This is a genomic window from Actinoplanes awajinensis subsp. mycoplanecinus (assembly GCF_001509495.1).
Classification (GTDB): domain Bacteria; phylum Actinomycetota; class Actinomycetes; order Mycobacteriales; family Micromonosporaceae; genus Actinoplanes; species Actinoplanes palleronii.
In genome coordinates, this window is record NZ_LLZH01000145.1 from 62266 (window position 1) to 80380 (window position 18115).

Genomic DNA, 18115 nt, shown 5'->3' on the forward strand with positions numbered 1-18115 from the left:
CGGCGCATGCCGGAGGACGACGAGCAGCGGCTGGCCGGAGTACGCGCCCGGATCGCGGCGATCACCGACCCGGATCCGACACCGGCCGAGCTCGCACTGGTGCTGCGCCTGCTCCGGTCGTTCGCGGCGAAGACACCCGGCGCGGTCGAGCAGCTCACCACGCTGCTGGCCGGCCGGGCGGACCCGGGCGGCATCCGCGACCGGGCGCACGCCCTGAAGGGCTCGGCGGCCAACATCGGCGCCACCGGGCTGGCCGCGGTCTGCGCGGCGCTGGAGGATCAGGCACGGGCCGGCACGGTCGCCGACCCGGCGGGCACGGCTGATCGGATCCGGTCCGAGGCCACCGGGGCGCTGCGCGCGGTGTCGGCACTGGCCGAGGAGTTCGCTCAGCGGTGCCCGGCGTAGGCGGTCGGCTTGTAGCTCGCCTTGTACGGCACCGCGGCGAGGACCTCCTCGACCAGCTCCACGGCGCGGGCGAAGGTGGTCAGCCGGTCCAGCATCAGCTCGGTGATCACGGTCTCCTTGCCGATCAGGACCAGGCCGTTGGTGGCCACCACGTCCTCGACCAGCCGCATGCCGACCTCCAGCTCGGTCACCCGGACGCTGCGCACCGAGTCCTTGACCGCGCGGACGCCCTTGAGCCGGCGCAGCGCCGCGATCACGTGCGGGTACTGGTCGTGGCGCTCCTCGATCACGTTGATCGCGTTGACGTCGGTCACCCCGCGGGTCTGCAGGCTCTCGTACGCGGTGGCCGTCCGCAGCACCGCGATCGCGTCCTCGACCAGCGCGGAGCGGCCCTCCGGACCGGCCGGCGCGCCGCTCAGGCCGCCGACGATGGCGAGCACCTCCTCCATCATCGGGATGTCGCCGAGCAGCCGCAGCGCGATCCGCGGCATGTTGTCCACCGCCGCCTGCTCGTCGGCGTTCAGCGGCAGCCCGCGTTCCATCTTCTGCATCGTGGCGGCGGGCACGGTGACCGCGCCGAGCTGGGAGGCCATCGCGGCCACCTCGATCTCCCACAGGCCGTCCATCTGCAGGATGTGGCAGAGCTCGCCGACCAGGGTGCTGATCCGACCGGCCCGCTGGAAGGCCGGCGGGTTGGACAGTTCGAGGACCCCGAACAGCGCCTGCACGCTGGTCCGCAGGGTGCGGTCGAGCAGCACCCGGTCGGCCATCGCCTCGTCGTGCTTGGTCACCGAGTCGCGGATCGCGCTGCGCAGCGCGTCGGTGTCGGCCGGTTTGGGGAGGTAGCGGTACACCCCGCCGGAGTTGATCGCGGCGACCGCGGTGGCCATGTCGCCGTACCCGGTGTGCAGCACCCGGGTGGTGTCCGGGTACTCCATCTGGACCCGGCGCAGCAGTTCGATGCCGTTCATCCCGGGCATCCGCATGTCGCTGATCACCGCGGCGGGCGCGCCCTGCTCGGACAGAACCTGCAGAGCCCGGTCACCGTCGGGGGCGGTCAGCACCCGGTACTCCCGGCCGAGCTGGAGCGAGAGCGTTTCGAGCACGGTCTCCTCGTCGTCGACGACGAGCACGACGGGCTTCTTGTCGTCGGCGTTCGCAGACTTGTACAGCTCAGTGCGCATGAGTCCTCCTCCGCCTGGCCAGGCACTAGTGATGTGCCGCGTTATATCGACTCTGCGTGACCGGCTTTGAGCGTTCAGTAACGGGGTAATCGCACGGACCGGAAGTCCTCATCCGGGCCACCCGGGTGTCGAAGACTTCCTTACCTGCACCTCGGCCCTGGGAGAGACGGATTCTGATGAGCGCAGTCGGCGATGAGACCCGTGTTGCCGCGGTGCGGAGTTATCACCTGCTCGACGCACCCCGCCCGGCGGTCCTGGACGAGTTGACCCGGCTGGCCGGCTCGGTCTTCGAGACACCGATGTCCACGGTGACGATGGTCGCCGCGGACCGGCAGTGGTTCGCCGGCAGCACCGGCATGCCCAGCGCCGGTGGCCCGCTGACCACGTCGTTCTGCGGTGTCGTGGTGGATCAGCGGATGCCGTTGATCGTGCGCGACGCCTTGTCTCACCCCGAGTACCGGGCCTGGGCGAACGTGGTCGGCGCGCCGAACATCCGGTTCTACGCCGGTGTGCCGCTGATCGACGAGGACGGCTTCACGCTGGGCACCATGTGCGTGCTCGACAACCGGCCGCGCGAGGCCGGCGACCGGCAGCTGGAACTGCTGCACACGATGGCCGGCCAGGCGGCCGGGCACCTCTCGGCGATCCGCAGCCGGCTGCTGCTGGCCGCGGTGGGTGACGAGTTGTCCCGGGCGATCAGCCGCGAGGAGGACTTCGTCGCGACCGTGTCGCACGAGCTGCGCACCCCGGTCACCACGATCCAGGGGTACCTGGAGCTGCTGGTGGAGAACGAGGAGCTCACCCCGTACCGGAGAATGATCGAACCGATCCAGCGGAACGGCGAACGTCTGGTCCGGATGGTCGACCACCTGCTCGCGGGCACCCGGCCGGCGGGCACCCCGCTGCCGCTGCTGCGGGCGCAGACCGACCTGATCGCGGTGGCCGAGACGGCGATGGCGACGTGCCGGCAGCTGGCCCAGCAGCGCGAGGTGACGTTGCGCCTCGAGCTGCAGCCCGGCGCCGACGACTTCCCGGTGCCCGGTGACCTGACCCGGCTCAGCCAGGCGGCCGAGCACCTGGTCCGCAACGCCCTGCTGTTCAGCCCGGCCGGCGCCGCGGTCCGGATCCGGGTCGACGAGACCGGCCTGTCCGTGATCGATCACGGCGCGGGCATCCCGCCCGACGAACTGCCACACGTGATCGAGCGGTTCTACCGTGGCCGGTTCTCCCGGGACCAGGCGGTTCCCGGCGTCGGCCTCGGCCTGAGCATCGCCGAACGGATCATGAAAGCGCACGACGGCGAGCTGACCGTCTTCTCGGAGGGTTCCGGAAAGGGCACCACCGCCCGGATGACCGTGATCTGCTGATCTTGTCCAGCGATCCGGCCCAGCACGGGGGTTGACCATGACGGTGCTACGGCGTCTACGGCTGGCGGGCCGGCTCGCTGCGGCGTTCGGCGTGGTGCTGGCCCTGCTCGGGGTGGCGGTCGCGATCGGCGCGATCGGCCTGAACCGGCAGTCCGACGCGGCCACCGCGACCCGGGGCCTGCTGAAGCTGCAGCACCAGGTGGACGAGCAGAAGTACTACGACGGTGACATCTCCGGCTGGCAGATCGCCTACGTCTGGGACACCCTGCGCCTCGGCCCGAAGGTCGCGGTCGCCCCGGCCACCGAGAACCGGGCCGGCTTCCTGGCCGACAAGCAGAAGCTGCTGGACCTGCTGAACGGCACCGACACCGCCTCGATGACCGCTGACGAGCGCACCGTCTTCGAGGGCCTGAAGACCACCTGGACCGCGTACTTCGACGCCGACCTGGAGGCCGTCGCGGAGTACGCGAAGGGCGACATCCCGGCCGGCGACAAGATCATCCTAGGGCCGGGCTACGAGCTGTACTTCAAGATCGTGGAAGGCACCGACGCGCTGGTCGCGTCGGTTACCGGCCGGGCCGAGAAGGCCACCTACACCGCCGAGCAGCAGGCGGCCACCGCCCGCAACTCCCTGATCATCGCGTTCGCGCTGGCCGTGGTCGCCGCGGTGCTGCTCACCGTGCTGGTCACCCGGAGCGTCACCGGCCCGGTCGGACGGCTGGTGCAGAACCTGCAGGCGATGGCCCGCGGCGACCTCACGGTCCGCGCCGACACCGACGGCGCCGACGAGATCGCGCTGATGGGCCGCGCCCTGGACGAGGCGATCATCGGGATCCGCACCACCGTCGTGGAGATCGCCGACAGCGGTGGCCGGCTGACCGAGGCGTCGGAGACCATGCGCCGGGTCAGCCACGAGATCGACGACGCGGTGGCCGAGGCCGATCAGCAGGCCGGGCTGGCCGCGCAGAGCGCCTCCGGGGTGTCCGGCAACGTGCACACGGTCGCCGCCGGCACCGACCAGATGGGCTCGGCGATCAGCGAGATCTCCCGCAACGCCGGTGACGCCGCGCAGGTCGCCTCGGACGCGGTCGCCGCGGCCCGGGCCACCAGCGCCACCATCAACCGGCTCGGCGACTCGTCGGCGCAGATCGGCGACGTGATCGCCACCATCACCGCGATCGCCGCGCAGACCAACCTGCTCGCCCTGAACGCGACGATCGAGGCGGCCCGGGCCGGCGAGTCCGGCAAGGGCTTCGCGGTGGTCGCCAGCGAGGTCAAGGACCTGGCCCAGGAGACCGCCCGGGCCACCGAGCAGATCTCCCAGCAGATCGCCGCGATCCAGAGCGACACCGGCCACGCGGTCACCGCGATCGACGAGATCAGCCGGATCATCGAGCAGATCAGCGACTACCAGACCACGATCGCGTCCGCGGTCGAGCAGCAGAGCGCCACCACCGCCGAGATGAACCGCGGGGTCAGCGAGGCGGCCGCCGGCGCCACCGACATCGCCGGCAACATCGCCAGCGTCGCGCACAGCACCGCGGCCAGCCGGGCGGCGGCCGGCCAGGCGGCCCGCACCGCTCAGGACGTGGAGACCCTCGCCGACGAGCTGCGGTCCGCGGTCCAGCGCTTCCGCTTCTAACCGGTGGCGGTGGTCAGCAGTTCCAGCACGCCGGTGGCGACCAGCGTCCGGCGCACGATCCCGCGCGGGCGCACCACCTGGAAGATCACGCCCCGGTCCCGGGCCGCGATCTGGGCGTTGATCAGCGCGTCGATGCCGGTCGAGTCGCAGAAGGTCAGCCCGGCCAGGTCCAGCACCAGCCGGAGCAGGCCGGGAGCGGCCAGCTCGGCGCTCACCTGAGCGGCCACCTGGTCGACGGTGGCCAGGTCGAGCTCACCGTGGAAGGCCATCCGCACCAGGCCGTCGACGCCGTCCCGGACGATTCTCACGCGGCGACTCCCCGGGACGGCGCAAGACCCGGGCACTGCCGCAGCGCCACCCGGACCTGCTTGCCGCCCTCGTGGTGACGCACCGTCCAGCTGTCGGCGAGGGCCTCGATCAGCGCGATGCCGCGCCCGCCCACGTCGTCCGGGTCGCGCCGCCGGGGCCGCACCGGGGAACCGTCGGCGACCGAGACCACCACGCGACCGTCCTGCGCCTCGACGTGCAGGGCGACGCAGCCGCCGCCGTACCGGACCGCGTTGGTGACCAGCTCGCTGACCACCACGGCGGCCGCGTCCAGCCAGTCCTGGTCGCTCAGACCCCAGCCGCTCAGGACGGCCACCACCGCCCGCCGGGCCGCGCCGGGCGCGCCGTGGTGCAGTGGTACGTCCAGATGGGCCGTCAACGCGCTCATGCATTACCCCGAGGCTCGCCGATATGCGGCCCGCACAGTACCCGGGCTCCCCCGATCACGAAACCTGAGTGGCCGATTGTCTGTTTTCACCAATTAAGGACTTTATGTCGCTCTAGAGTCGGGCCATGGCAGCGGTGCTGGTCGTCGAGGACAACCCGGAACATCAAGCGGTGCTCGCCGAGATCGGCCGGCGGCTGGGCCACGAGGTGACGCTCGCCGACGACGGCCGGGCCGGGCTGGCCGCCGCGCTCGCCGACCCGTTCGACCTGATCATCGCGGACGTCGACATGCCGCACCTGGACGGCGTACGGATGTGCCGCGCCCTGCGCGCCGAACCCGCCACCGCCGACGTGCCGGTCGTGCTGATCACCGGGTACCTGCCGCCGGGCGACACGCTGCTGACCGAGGCCGGCGCCACCGCCGTGGTGGCCAAGCCGTTCAGCGTCAAGGGCCTGACCGAGACGCTGCGCCAGTGCCTGCCGCTGCCGCCGGACGGCCCGTTCCTGGCCGAGCTGATGCGCGGGCTGGACGCCGGCGCGGTGGCCTGCGACCGGCAGGGCCGTACGGTCTTCGTCAACCAGGCGGTCCGCGACTTCTTCGGCGACGAGTGCGCCACCGTGCCGATCCGCGAGTGGCCGGCCCGGTTCCAGCTGCGCCACCACGACGGCGCCCCGCTGCTGCCCGAGGAGTTGCCGCTGGACCGGGCGCTGCGCGGCGAGCAGGTCTACCACGCCGACGTACGGGCCTGCGACCGCGAGCACCGGCTGCGCTGGTTCGCGATCAACGCGCGGCCGGTCCGGGACGCCGCCGGGACGCTGCTCGGCGCGGTCGCCGCGATCCACGACATCACCGGCGAGCACCAGCAGATCCAGTACGAGAAGTGCAAGGCCGAGGTGCTCCAGGCCCTGGTGCACGCGCCGGGGGTGGAGCCGGCCGGCGCGGCCGTGATGCGCAGCCTCTCGCACTGCCTGGACTGGCCGTGCCTGCGGCTGTGGATGCTCGACGAGGTGTCCGGGCGGCTGCGGCCGGTGGTCACGCACACCGCGCCGGGCGCCGAGGTGGCGCCGCTGCCGGCCGTCCTGGAACGCGGCCAGGGGCTGGCCGGGCTGTGCTGGGAGCGCGGCGAGACGGTCTGGGTGCCGGACATCCGGGCCGCCGAGTCGCCGATGCTGCCGTGGGTGGCCGAGGGCACCGGGTACCGGGCGGCCGGGGCGGTGCCGGTGCTCAGCGCCGAGCAGGTGGTCGGGGTGCTGACGTTCTTCACCCCGGACCGGCAGGACCCGGAGCCGGCCCTCGCGGTGCTGCTGACCGGGATCGCCGGGCTGTTCGGGGCGTACCTGGAACGGCGGCGCTCGGACGAGCTGGCCAACCAGCTGGCGGCCAGCATCGGCGAGTACATCGCGCTGGTCGGGCACGAGCTGCGGACGCCGCTGACCTCGATCGCCACGTACACGGATCTGATCGTCGAGTCCGGCGACGAGACCACCATCGGCGAGATCCGCGACCTGCTCGCGGTGATCGAACGCAACAACGCCCGGCTGCGTTCGCTGGTCGAACGCCTGCTCGACCTGTCCGCCCTGGAGTCCGGGCACGCGAGCCTGACCGTCGGCGCCGTCGACCTGGCCGCCGTGCTGCAGGCCGCGGTGGCCGCGGTGACCGCCGAGGCCGGCGAGCCGGGCGCGCGGGTGCTGACCGACCTGCCGGACACCCTGCCGATCCGGGGTGACCAGGCCCGGCTGCGGCAGGTCGCGGAGAACCTGATCGGCAACGCGGTCAAGTACAGCCCGCACGACTCGACCGTCACGGTCACCCTGACCGCGGACGAGGACACCGCGGTGCTCGCCGTCGCGGACGCCGGGATGGGCATCCCGGACGAGGAGCGCAACCGGCTCTTCGCCCGGCTCTACCGGGCCACCAACGCCCGGCACAGCCGGATCCCGGGCGCCGGGCTCGGGCTGGCCCTCAGCCGCGCCATCGTCGACCTGCACCGCGGCACGATCACCTTGGAGGCCGGCGACACCGGCGGCACGATCGCCACCGTCCGCCTCCCCCGCGCCCCGACCGTGGCCCCGACCGGCTGACCGGCTGGCTCTCCGGGGTGTCTCCTACGCACCGAGACACCCCTGGCGACCAGCCATGGCCTGGTCATTCGTGCGAGTGATTGCCCAGCAGCTTGGTGGCCAGCACGGCGGCCTGGGTGCGGCGCTCCAGGCCCAGCTTCGCGAGCAGGCTGGACACGTAGTTCTTCACGGTCTTCTCGGCCAGGAACATCCGGCCGGCGATCTCCCGGTTGGTCAGGCCCTCGGCCACGAACTCCAGGATCCGCCGCTCCTGGTCGGTCAGCCCGGCCAGCTCGCGCGGCTGCTCCACGCCGTTGCGGATCCGCTCCAGGACCCGCTGGGTGACCGCCGGGTCGAGCAGCGACTGCCCGCCCGCGACCCGGCGCACCGCGTCGACCAGGTCGGTGCCGCGGATCTGCTTCAGCACGTACCCGGACGCGCCCGCCATGATCGCGGCGAACAGCGCCTCGTCGTCCTCGTACGAGGTCAGGATCAACCCCTTGATCGTCGAGTCCACCGCGCGCACGTCGCGGCACACGTCGATGCCGTTGCCGTCGGGGAGCCGGGCGTCCAGCACCGCGACGTCCGGCCGCAGCGCGGGGATACGCGCCGCCGCCTCACGCGCGGAGCCGGACTCGCCCACCACCTCGATGTCGCCACCGGACTGGAGCAGATCGATCAGGCCACGGCGGACGACCTCGTGGTCGTCGAGGAGAAAAACTCGGATCATGAATCCTTTCTATCCCCGCCTGGCCCTGACACACAGGGTCTTAGGTCCCGGGTCGCCCCGGACGAGTACCGGATAATCTCGGACCGTGGTCGAACCGTCTCCCCCCTCGCTCGGTCTGAGTCCACTGTCCCGCGTCCGGCTGGACGAGTTGTTGCAGGAGATGCTCGACCGGGTCGGCGACGTGGTGAACAGCCGCGAGCGCCTGCGTGCCCTGCTCGACGCGGTCGTCGGCATCGGTTCCGACCTCGATCTGCGCAGCACCCTGCAGCGGATCGTCAAGGCCGCCTGCGCGCTCGGCGGCGCGAGGTACGGCGCTCTCGGCGTGCTCGGCCCGGATCACCGCAGCCTCTCCGACTTCATCACCCACGGGATCGACCCGGCGGTGCACGCCACCATCGGCGACCTGCCGCACGGCCGGGGCGTGCTGGGCGTGCTGATCACCGATCCGAACCCGGTGCGGTTGCCGGACATTCGGAAACACCCGCATTCGTACGGATTTCCGGCGAACCATCCGCCGATGCACAGTTTCCTCGGTGTCCCGGTGCGCACCCGCGACCACGTCTTCGGCAATCTGTACCTGGCCGAGAAGCAGGGCGCCGCGGAGTTCAGCGAGGACGACGAGGAGATCGTGGTGGCCCTGGCCGCCGCGGCCGGCGTGGCGATCGACAACGCCCGGCTCTACGAGCTGGCCCAGCGCCGGGAGGCCTGGCTCGCCGCCACCGCCGAGATCACCGGGGTGCTGCTCGGCACCGTGCACCGCACCGAGGCGCTGCGGCTGATCGCCCGCCGGGCCCGCGAGGTGGCCGGCGCCGAGCTGGTCCTGGTGCTGCTGCACGAGGAGGGCAACGCGCGGTACCGGGTCGAGGTGGCCGACGGCGCCGACCCGGCGTGCGCCGACCTGACCGGCAAGGTGCTCCCGGCCGACAGCCCGGTGGTGCGTGACTTCGGCGCCGACCGGTACCGGCAGATCCCCGACCTGCGCGCGGCCGCCGAGTGGCCCGGCCCGGTCCCGGCCGGCCCGGCGCTGGCCGCACCGCTGGCCGGGTCGGACAGCCCACAGGGCGTGCTGATCGTCTCCCAGTCGCCGGCGCACGCCGCGCTCGGCGAGCCGGACGACCCGGTGCTGCTCTCCACGTTCGCCGGGCAGGCCGCGCTGGCCCTGGAACGGGCCCGGGCCCAGGAGGAGCGCGAGCTGTTCGCGGTGCTCTCCGACCGCGAGCGGATCGCCCGGGACCTGCACGACGTGGTGATCCAGCGGCTCTTCGCGACCGGCATGCACCTGCAGAGCGCGATCGGCCCGCACACGGTCCGGCCCGAGGTGGCGAAACGGATAAACGACGCGGTCGACGACCTGGACGCCACCATCCGCGACATCCGGCGGTCGATCTTCGAGCTGCGCGCGCCGATCGGCCCGTCGCTGCGCGGCGAGCTGTGGCAGGCGGTCGACGCCGCCGAGACCACGCTCGGGTTCCGGCCCGACCTGGAGACGTCCGGGCCGGTGGACAGCGCGGTGCCGGACGACGTCGTACCGGAGCTGCTGGCCGTGCTGCAGGAGGCGTTCGCCAACGTCGCGCGGCACGCCCGGGCGCAGAACGTCCGGGTCTCGGTGCGGGTCGCCGACGGGTCCCTGCACCTGCAGGTCCGCGACGACGGCGTCGGCATCGATCCGTCGCTGGCCCGCGGCGGCGTGGTCAACATGGGCGAGCGGGCCCGGGACCTGGGCGGCGCGTTCGAGGTCGGCCCGGCCCCGGACGGCGGCACCCTGCTGGTCTGGCGGGTCCCGCTGACCTCCTGACCGCCGTGACCGGGACTTTTGGCCCTGCCCGCCGGAAGCCGCGGCGGGCACTGTGGTAAAGGTGAACGGCTACGACGAGTCAGACCTACGGCGCGCGGCAGCGGCCGGGATCCATGCACCCTCGATGCACAACACCCAGCCCTGGATCTTCCGGCTGCGGGACGGTGCGATCGAGGTGATGGCCGACCCGGCCCGCCAGCTCGGCGTCGCCGACCAGAGCGGCTGGGCGTTGCGCCTGGCCTGTGGCGCCGCCACCCTGAACGCGCGGCTCGCGCTGGCCTGGGCCGGCACCCCGGCCGACGTGCTGCTGCTGCCCGACCCCGCGGACCCGGACCTGATCGCCCGGCTCACCCCGGCACGGCACCGGCCACCGACGTACCTGGAACGCGACCTGTACGCCGCGATCGAGCGCCGGCACAGCAACCGGGACCCGTTCTGGCCCGATCCGGTGCCGGCCGACGTCCGGGTCCGGCTGATCGATGCGGCCCGCGCCGAGAACACCTGGCTGGACCTGCTGGTCGGGATGACCGCGCTGACCGGGTTCTCGGAGATCGCGCACAGCGCCGACCGGGTGCTGCGCCGCAACGACAGGTATCAGGGCGAGCTGATCAGCTGGGTGGACACCGCGGTGGCGACGGACGGTATCCCGGCGTACGCCGGCGCAGTCGTCGGCGAGCACCAGGACCTGATCCCGCAGCGGGCGTTCAGCGACCGGCGGCGCGCACCGGGCCGTGACTACGAGCCGGAACCGCTGGTCGGCATCCTGGGCACCGCCGGTGACCGGCGGCTGGACCAGGTGATGGCCGGGCAGGCGTTGCAGCGGGTGCTGCTGACCGTCACCGACGCCGGGCTGGCCGTTTCGGTGATCTCCCAGCCGATCGAGGTGCCGGCCGCCCGTGATCAGTTGCGGCGCTCGCTGGGCCGGACCGGGTTCCCGCAGATCGCGCTCCGGATCGGCTACGGCCACCCCGGTCAGGTGACCCCCCGTCGCCCGGTCGAGGAGGTGCTGAACGCCGAGGGGCGGTGAAGATCATCACTCGACTAGTTGCCAAGGATGTGCAACAGCTACCTCTGGCCAATATGCTGGCGCCGCGGGGACTTCCGGACCCCGCGAAGGGGAGGCGCCATGGACGCGCAAGCGATGCACATCGCGAACGGGATCGTGAACGGCCCGGTTTCCGCGATCTTCGTGGTCTTCGCCGTGGCGGTGCTCGCGGTCTGCGTCTGGAAGGCGCAAGCCGACCTTGACGACCGCCTCGCGCCGATGGCCGGGCTGGTGGCGGCGTTCATCTTCGCCGTCCAGATGCTCAACTTCCAGGTGCTGCCGGGCGTCTCCGGCCACCTGCTCGGCGGCACCCTCGCCGTCATCCTGGTCGGGCCATGGGTCGGCGCGCTCTGCGTCTCGACCGTCCTGATCGTGCAGTGCCTGCTCTTCGCGGACGGCGGCCTGACCGCGATCGGCCTGAACATCACCAACATGGCGATCCTCGGCACCGCCGCCGGCTACCTGCTGGTCGCCGGGCTGGTCCGGCTGCTGCCGAAGAACCCGGCCGGGCTGGGCGTCACCGCGTTCATCGCCTCGGTCATCTCCGTCGTGGTCGCCTCGCAGGGCTTCGTCCTGGAGTACGCGCTCGGCGGCACCACCCAGCTGTCCCTGCCGTGGATCTCCGGAACCATGGCCGGCACCCACGTGCTGATCGGCATCGGTGAGGGCCTGATCGCCGCGACCACCGTGGCCACCGTCGCCCGGGTCCGCCCCGACCTGGTCTACGCGCTGCGCACGTTCCGCAAGCCGGTGACCGTCGACGTGGAGGCCGTGGCATGACCAAGAAACTCGGCTGGTTCCTGGCCGGTGGCCTGCTGGTCGCCCTGCTGCTGGCCGGCGTGGTCAGCAACTTCGCCTCCGGCAGCCCGGACGGCCTGGACGCCACCGCCCGCGAGGGCTGCACGTTCGGCGCCGACGGCGAGATCACCGGAGGCACCTGCATGCTTCAGCGCGAGGAGGGCCACCAGATGGCCGACAGTCCCCTGGCCGACTACGGCATCAAGGGCATCGACAACCCGTACCTGTCGACCGGCCTGGCCGGCGCCGCCGGTGTGCTGATCACTTTCGGCCTCGGCGCCGGCGGGTTCTGGCTGGTCCGCCGCCGCGAGCAGAAGGCCGCCTGAGGTGGGCGCCGGGCACGCCCATCCGCTCTACCTGGACCGCGCCGGCCGGCTGCACCGGCTGGCCCCCGAGGTGAAGATCGCGGCGGTGCTGCTGTTCACCATCGTGGTGGTGCTGACCCCGCCCACCGAGTTCGCGGCGTTCGGCGGCTATCTGCTGCTGCTGGCCGGCGTCACCGCGGCCGCCCGGGTGCCGGTGCCGTGGCTGCTCAAACGGGCCACCATCGAGCTGCCGTTCGTGCTGCTCGCGGTGGTCCTGCCGTTCGCCGGGCACGGCGAGCGGGTCGACTGGCTGGGCATGTCGCTGTCGATCGACGGCCTGCACGGCGCGTGGAACATCTTCGCCAAGGGCACCCTGGGTGTGCTCGCGTCGCTGCTGCTCGCGGCGACCACGACGATGCGGGATCTGATCGTCGGGCTGGACCGGTTGCGGGTGCCGTCGGTGTTCACCCAGATCGCCACGTTCATGCTGCGGTACATCGACGTGCTCGCCGACGACGCGCGGCGGATGCGGATCGCCCGGCTGTCCCGCGGCTACGACCCGCGGTTCCTCTGGCAGGTGAAGGCGTTCGCGGTGGGCATCGGGTCGCTGTTCCTGCGATCGTACGAACGCGGTGAGCGCGTCTACCTCGCCATGGTCTCCCGGGGCTACACCGGCCGGCTCCCCGTCGTCGCGGGCCGGCGCGCGGCGCCCCGGGAGTGGATGGTGTCGGCCGCCCTGCCGGTCGCCTCGGCCGGCATCGCGGTCGCCGCGGCGGTGCTCGCATGAGCCCTCCGGCGCAACCCCGTCCGCGGCCCGGCCTAGCATGATCGACGTGACCGATCCCGCTCTGCGCGTCGCCGGCCTGCACTACGCGTACCCGGACGGCCGGGCCGCGCTGCGCGGCGTCGACCTGACCCTCGCCCCCGGCGAACGGGTCGCCCTGCTCGGCCCGAACGGCGCCGGCAAGACCACCCTGGTGCTGCACCTCAACGGCATCCTGCACGGCGGTGGCGGCACCGTCGAGGTCTCCGGCGCACCGGTCGTCCCCGCCGACCGCGCCGCGATCGCCGAGATCCGCCGCCGGGTCGGCATCGTCTTCCAGGACCCGGACGACCAGCTCTTCATGCCGACGGTCGCCGAGGACGTCGCGTTCGGCCCGGCCAACCTCGGTGTCCGCGGCGCCGAACTGGACGCCCGGGTCGACGAGGCCCTCGCCGCGGTCGGCATGTCCGAGCACCGCGACCACGTGCCGCACCACCTGTCGTTCGGCCAGCGCCGCCGGGTCGCGGTCGCCACCGTGCTGGCCATGCGCCCGGAGATCCTGGTCCTCGACGAGCCGTCGTCCAACCTCGACCCGGCGAGCCGCCGCGAGCTGGCCGAGATCCTCGAGACGCTCCCGGTGACCCTGCTGATGGTCACCCACGACCTGCCCTACGCGCTCGAGCTCTGCCCCCGCGCGGTCATCCTGGACACCGGCCGCATCGTCGCCGACGACGCCACCGTCACCCTGCTCGCCGACCGCGACCTGATGCGCGGCCACCGCCTCGAACTCCCCTTCGGCTTCGACCCGGTCACGGCCGCTGCCACTCGCCACCGCTGACCCCTGTTCGGTACGAGTACGGAGCGCCCGTCCGCAGGCTACGAGCCACGTCCCGCCCGTGAGGCAGACGCGACACCGCAGCCGCTCCCGACCGCAGCGCGCCTCCCGACCCTGGCTGGCTCTCAGGGGTGCCTCAAGCACCCGGAGACACCCCTGAACACCAGCCGGGCCCACGACCGTGCCGCACCTCCGGGATCCCCGGCTGGTCCCCAGGGGTGTGTCAACGGTCCGGAGACACCCCGGAGAGCCAGCCGGGGTCGCGCGTCGCGCCGCGGTCGGGAATGGCCACGGTCTCGCGCCGGCCTCACGGGCGGGACTCGGCTCGTAGCCTGCGGGCGGCCGCTCCGTATGCGTACCGAACAAGGGTCGGAAGCTCGGGCGGCCTCGCGCCTAACCGGGGGTTTTGTCGGCGGCGGCCAGCTTGATGCCGTCGCGGACCGCGGTCCGGACCACCAGGTACAACGCGCCGAGGACGGCACCGGTGCAGAGGAGGTACCAGATGCCTGTGAGCAGCAGGACCACGGCGGGATCGTAGTTGTCGAGCATGTCGGCCCCCGAATTCAAGATCAACTGAAGCCGGGAGTGTAGACCAGAAAAGCCGGCAGGTCAGCGTCGATTGAGGACGCTGACCTGCCGTTATGTCAGGCGGCCTGCTGCAGGGAGCCGACCGAGCCGCACACCAGGGCCTGCCAGGTGGGTGCGTCGACGACGCCGTCGGCGGGCAGGCCGACCGAGGACTGGAAGGCGCGGACCGCCGACTCGGTGGCCGGGCCGTAGACGCCGTCCGGGGCCGAGCCGGGCCGGAACTCGTGCTGGACGCCCCGCACCGCGTTGCCGACCGCGCCAGGGCCGACCTTCATGATCAGGGCCTGCCAGGTCTCCGCGCAGACGACGCCGTTGTCGGGGAGGCCCTTGGCACGCTGGCAGGCGCGGACCGCGTCACCGGTCTGCGCGCCGAAGACGCCGTCCACGGTTACCGTGTGGCCTCGGGCTCGCAGCAGATATTGCAGCGTGGGCACGGGATGTTGGGTCGAACCCTGCCGGGTCGTCGGCCATGGGCTGCGGGTAGCGGCCATCCGGGATCCCCTTCCTCAACGTCGAGTAGGCGTGTGCCTTTCACCTTCTCCCGGCTCGACGTCGAAAGGAAGGGTCAGCCGCCCCTTCGCCCCTACTTTCTTAGGCGAAGCGGCGGCCGGACCCCGCTAGATCAACTCTGCGCCCAGTCGCCGAGGGACCAGTCGCGCACCTCGGGCATGTCCTCCAGGTGCTCCACGACGTAGGCCTCGTGCTTCGCCAGCTGGGCCTCGCACCACGCCTTGACCTCGGTCGCGCCGCTCGGCAGCCGCCTGGCGTTGTTGATCGCGTCCATCACCAGGTGGTACCGCGACGCCTTGTTCCGCACCGTCATGTCGAACGGGGTGGTGGTGGTGCCCTGCTCGATGAAGCCGCGCACCCGGAACCGGTCGGCGTCCGGCCGGCCGTGCACCAGCTGGTGGATGGCGCCCGGATAGCCGTGGAACGAGAACACCACGTCCACGTGGTCGGTGAACAGCTCGCGGAACAACGTCTCGCTCATGCCGTGCGGGTGGTCCTTGGGCCGCGGCAGGGTCATCAGGTCGACCACGTTGACCACGCGCACCTTGAGGTTCGGCAGCTTCTCCCGCAGGATCCGGGCCGCGGCCACGGTCTCCATGGTCACCACGTCGCCGGCGCAGGCCAGCACGATGTCCGGATCGCTGGAGCCGTCGTCGGTGCCGGCCCACTCCCAGACCCCGGCGCCGATGGTGCAGTGCTCGATCGCCTGGTCCATGGTGAGGAACTGCAGCTGCGGCTGCTTGTCGATGACGATCAGGTTGATGTACGACCGCGACCGGAAGCAGTGGTCGGCCACCGAGAGCAGCGTGTTCGCGTCCGGCGGCAGGTAGACCCGGGCCACGTCGCCGCGCTGGGTCAGCACGTTCTGGATCAGGCCGGGGCCCTGGTGCGAGAACCCGTTGTGGTCGTTGCGCCAGGCGGTCGAGGTGAGCAGGATGTTCAGGCTCGGCACCTTGGCCCGCCAGTCGAGGTGGCTGGCCTCCTGCAACCACTTGCCGTGCTGAATCGTCTGCGACGCGCTGACCATGGCGAACGCCTCGTACGTGGCGAACATGCCGTGCCGGCCGGTCAGGTTGTACCCCTCGAGCCAGCCGTGGCAGTTGTGCTCGGAGAGCACCTCCATCACCCGGCCGTTGCGGCTGATCTTCACGTCGTCGGCGTTGACCGACTCCATGAACCCGCGGTCGGACACCTCGAAGACCGCGCCGAGCCGGTTGCTGTTCGTCTCGTCCGGGCAGAACAGCCGGAACCGGTCCGGGTTGCGCGTGTAGATGTCGCGCATCATCTCGCCCAGCTTGCGGGTCGACTCGGCGTGCTCGGCGGCCGGCTGCTTCACGTCGAACGCGTAGTCGCGGAAGTCCGGCAGGTCCAGGTCCTTGGTGAGCAGCCCGCCGTTGGCGTGCGGGCTGGCGCTCATCCGCAGGTCACCCTCCGGTGCCAGCTGCCTGACCAGCTCGGTCGGCGCGCCGGTCGCGTCGAACAGCTCCTCCGGCCGGTACGACTTGAGCCAGGTCTCCAGGTCCTTGAGGTGCGCGGGGTTGCCCTTGACCCCGGACAGCGGGACCTGGTGCGACCGCCAGGTGCCGGTCACCGTGATGCCGTCGATCTTCTCCGGCCCGGTCCAGCCCTTCGGCGTACGAAGAATGATCAGCGGCCAGTGCGGACGCTGCCCGTCCCAGCTGCCCTCACGTGCCGCGGTCTGAATCGAGCGGATCTTGCCCCAGGCCTCGGCGAGCGCCGCCGCGAACCGGTGGTGCATGCCGGGCAGGTCGTCCCCGCTCACCTCGATGATCTCGTAGCCGTGGCCCTCGAGGAGCTTGCGCACCTCGGCCGGGTCCTTCCGGGCCAGCACCGTCGGGCCGGCGATCTTGGCGCCGTTCAGGTGCAGGATCGGCAGGACGGCGCCGTCGTGCTCCGGGTTGATGAACGAGATGCCCTTCCACGACCCCTCGAGCGGGCCGGTCTCCGCCTCGCCGTCACCGACCATCGCGATGGTCAGCAGGTCCGGGTTGTCCATCACCGAGCCGAACGCGTGCACCAGCACGTAGCCCAGCTCGCCACCCTCGTGGATCGAGCCCGGGGTGGTCACCGAGACGTGGCTCGGGATGCCGCCCGGGCTGGAGAACTGGCGGAACAGCCGGAGCAGGCCGTCCTCGTCCTGGCTGACCTTCGGGTAGATCTCCGAGTAGGTGCCCTCGAGATATCCCGCGGCGACCAGGGCCGGCCCGCCGTGACCGGGACCGGCCAGGTAGATGGTCTCCTGCCCGGTGGTCTTGATCAGCCGGGAGACGTGGGCGTAGACGAACGACAGGCCGGGACTGGTCCCCCAGTGGCCGAGCAGCCGCGGTTTGATGTGCTCGTTCGCCAGCGGCTCACGCAGCAGCGGGTTGGCCTGCAGATAGATCTGTCCGATGGTGAGGTAGTTGTTCGCCCGCCACCATGCGTCGAGACTCGCCACCTCGGCGTCGTCGGGTTGGGCGAGCTTGCGCACCAGGTCCTCGTGGTCGAGCACAGCGGTCACGATCTTTCCTCCCCTGAAGGCTTCGTCGATCTTCACTTTTCCCGGCCTGGACCCGCGGTGGCAGGGTCCTTCGGCCCCTCCGTCCGGGACGTTACCCGGGGAGGGGCCGGGCGCACCCTCCGTTGCGAGTGAACAACCGGTACTCAGCCCAGCGGGCCCTCCCGGTCGCGCAGGACGGCGAGGACAGGGGCGTACATCCGGGTCTTGATCGCACCGAGGGTCTCGCCGGCGTTGGCGGCGAGCGACGCGGCGATCCCGATCGCGGTGGGCCGGACGGCGTCCTCGGCCACCGCCTTGTCGACGATCCCGGCGGCGAGCGCGTCGGCCCCGCCGTACCGGCGCCCGGTGGTCATCGACTCGTGCGCGGCCTGCGGGGTCAGCCGGGCCTGGATCAGCGCGGCCATCCCGGGGGTGAACGGGATGTTGATCGCCACCTCGGGCAGGCACCAGTAGCCCCGGTCGGCCCGCATCACCCGGAAGTCGTGCGCGAGCGACAGCATCGCACCGGCCGCGAACGTGTGCCCCTGCAACGCCGCAACGGTCGGCAGCGGAAGACCGAGAATCCGGGCGAAGAGCTCCTGTACGGAAAGCGCGTACTCCGCGAGGTCCCCGCCGGTGGCGCCCAGCCAGTCCAGGTCGAGCCCGTTCGAGAAGAACTTCCCGGTCGCCGTGGTGACCAGCGCCTTCGCGCCGTCCGCCTTCTCCACCTCGTCGAGCGCCGCGCCGACCGCGGTCAGCCAGTCCGGGTGGAACCGGTTCTCGGTGTCACCGAGATCGAGAACGAAGACGTCGTCGTGCCGCTCGAGCGTGGGCATGCTGCCTCCTTGAAAGACTGTTACCAGCGAGTAACTT

18 protein-coding genes are annotated in these 18115 nt (G+C 71.8%); 10 read left to right on the forward strand and 8 right to left on the reverse strand.

The window, feature by feature from the left end; translation table 11 throughout:
- The first annotated feature begins 6 nt into the window (after positions 1-6).
- On the forward strand, positions 7-405 hold the full coding sequence (locus ADL15_RS17905) for an Hpt domain-containing protein (protein ID WP_067691988.1): 399 nt from the start codon (positions 7-9) through the stop codon (positions 403-405).
- On the opposite strand, the gene ADL15_RS17910 is transcribed toward ADL15_RS17905, so the two are convergent.
- Complete coding sequence (locus tag ADL15_RS17910; protein ID WP_067691991.1) at positions 387-1589, reverse strand: response regulator; 1203 nt, start codon at positions 1587-1589, stop codon at positions 387-389. The genes ADL15_RS17905 and ADL15_RS17910 overlap by 19 nt on opposite strands.
- A 176-nt stretch (positions 1590-1765) precedes the next feature.
- Between ADL15_RS17910 and ADL15_RS17915 the strand changes: the two genes are divergently transcribed.
- Together ADL15_RS17915 and ADL15_RS17920 are read left to right on the forward strand one after the other, a co-directional pair.
- Positions 1766-2956, forward strand: a complete 1191-nt coding sequence (locus ADL15_RS17915; protein WP_067691994.1) for a sensor histidine kinase — start codon at positions 1766-1768, stop codon at positions 2954-2956.
- A gap of 37 nt (positions 2957-2993) precedes the next feature.
- Positions 2994-4598 carry a methyl-accepting chemotaxis protein gene (locus ADL15_RS17920; protein ID WP_067692132.1) on the forward strand — a complete coding sequence of 535 codons (1605 nt, stop codon included), beginning with the start codon at positions 2994-2996 and terminating at the stop codon, positions 4596-4598.
- On the opposite strand, the gene ADL15_RS17925 is transcribed toward ADL15_RS17920, so the two are convergent.
- Positions 4595-4906 carry an STAS domain-containing protein gene (locus ADL15_RS17925; RefSeq protein WP_083971390.1) on the reverse strand — a complete coding sequence of 104 codons (312 nt, stop codon included), beginning with the start codon at positions 4904-4906 and terminating at the stop codon, positions 4595-4597. The two genes, ADL15_RS17920 and ADL15_RS17925, sit on opposite strands and share 4 nt — an antisense overlap.
- Positions 4903-5313 (reverse strand): ATP-binding protein, encoded by a 411-nt coding sequence (locus ADL15_RS17930; RefSeq protein WP_067691997.1) that lies wholly within the window; start codon positions 5311-5313, stop codon positions 4903-4905. Before ADL15_RS17930 ends, ADL15_RS17925 begins: the two co-directional genes overlap by 4 nt.
- A gap of 125 nt (positions 5314-5438) precedes the next feature.
- On the opposite strand from ADL15_RS17930, the gene ADL15_RS17935 reads away from it, so the two are divergent.
- Positions 5439-7394, forward strand: a complete 1956-nt coding sequence (locus ADL15_RS17935; RefSeq protein ID WP_067691999.1) for an ATP-binding protein — start codon at positions 5439-5441, stop codon at positions 7392-7394.
- 64 nt (positions 7395-7458) lie between these two features.
- On the opposite strand, the gene ADL15_RS17940 is transcribed toward ADL15_RS17935, so the two are convergent.
- Positions 7459-8103, reverse strand: coding sequence for a response regulator (locus tag ADL15_RS17940; protein WP_067692002.1), 645 nt, complete (start codon positions 8101-8103; stop codon positions 7459-7461).
- 160 nt (positions 8104-8263) lie between these two features.
- Here ADL15_RS17940 and ADL15_RS17945 point away from each other — a divergent pair, with 160 nt between their 5' ends.
- The 6 genes from ADL15_RS17945 to ADL15_RS17970 all read left to right on the forward strand — a co-directional run bounded on the left by ADL15_RS17945 (position 8264) and on the right by ADL15_RS17970 (position 13647).
- The gene (locus tag ADL15_RS17945) at positions 8264-9898 is read left to right on the forward strand and encodes a GAF domain-containing sensor histidine kinase (RefSeq protein ID WP_083971392.1); all 1635 of its coding nucleotides are present in this window, start codon (positions 8264-8266) and stop codon (positions 9896-9898) included.
- A 61-nt stretch (positions 9899-9959) separates the two neighbouring features.
- A complete protein-coding gene (locus tag ADL15_RS17950) occupies positions 9960-10925 on the forward strand; it encodes an Acg family FMN-binding oxidoreductase (RefSeq protein WP_067692009.1) in 966 nt (321 codons plus the stop codon).
- A 99-nt stretch (positions 10926-11024) separates the two neighbouring features.
- Positions 11025-11723 carry an energy-coupling factor ABC transporter permease gene (locus ADL15_RS17955; protein ID WP_067692012.1) on the forward strand — a complete coding sequence of 233 codons (699 nt, stop codon included), beginning with the start codon at positions 11025-11027 and terminating at the stop codon, positions 11721-11723.
- Positions 11720-12067 carry a PDGLE domain-containing protein gene (locus ADL15_RS17960; RefSeq protein ID WP_067692015.1) on the forward strand — a complete coding sequence of 116 codons (348 nt, stop codon included), beginning with the start codon at positions 11720-11722 and terminating at the stop codon, positions 12065-12067. Before ADL15_RS17955 ends, ADL15_RS17960 begins: the two co-directional genes overlap by 4 nt.
- A 1-nt stretch (position 12068) precedes the next feature.
- Positions 12069-12833, forward strand: a complete 765-nt coding sequence (gene cbiQ / locus ADL15_RS17965; RefSeq protein ID WP_067692018.1) for a cobalt ECF transporter T component CbiQ — start codon at positions 12069-12071, stop codon at positions 12831-12833.
- Between the two features lie 37 nt (positions 12834-12870).
- Positions 12871-13647 carry an energy-coupling factor ABC transporter ATP-binding protein gene (locus ADL15_RS17970; protein WP_067692022.1) on the forward strand — a complete coding sequence of 259 codons (777 nt, stop codon included), beginning with the start codon at positions 12871-12873 and terminating at the stop codon, positions 13645-13647.
- A gap of 390 nt (positions 13648-14037) precedes the next feature.
- Here the strand turns inward: ADL15_RS17970 and ADL15_RS53010 are convergent, their stop codons facing one another.
- From ADL15_RS53010 to ADL15_RS17985, 4 genes are all read right to left on the reverse strand, one after another.
- Complete coding sequence (locus ADL15_RS53010) at positions 14038-14193, reverse strand: hypothetical protein (protein WP_157441441.1); 156 nt, start codon at positions 14191-14193, stop codon at positions 14038-14040.
- A gap of 95 nt (positions 14194-14288) precedes the next feature.
- On the reverse strand, positions 14289-14666 hold the full coding sequence (locus tag ADL15_RS17975) for a peptidoglycan-binding domain-containing protein (protein WP_232344191.1): 378 nt from the start codon (positions 14664-14666) through the stop codon (positions 14289-14291).
- Positions 14667-14854: 188 nt separating this feature from the next.
- Positions 14855-17263: a phosphoketolase family protein gene (locus ADL15_RS17980; protein WP_067692138.1), complete on the reverse strand. Its 2409-nt coding sequence runs from the start codon at positions 17261-17263 to the stop codon at positions 14855-14857.
- Positions 17264-17406: 143 nt separating this feature from the next.
- Positions 17407-18078 carry an enoyl-CoA hydratase-related protein gene (locus tag ADL15_RS17985; RefSeq protein WP_067692027.1) on the reverse strand — a complete coding sequence of 224 codons (672 nt, stop codon included), beginning with the start codon at positions 18076-18078 and terminating at the stop codon, positions 17407-17409.
- Positions 18079-18115: the final 37 nt, after the last annotated feature.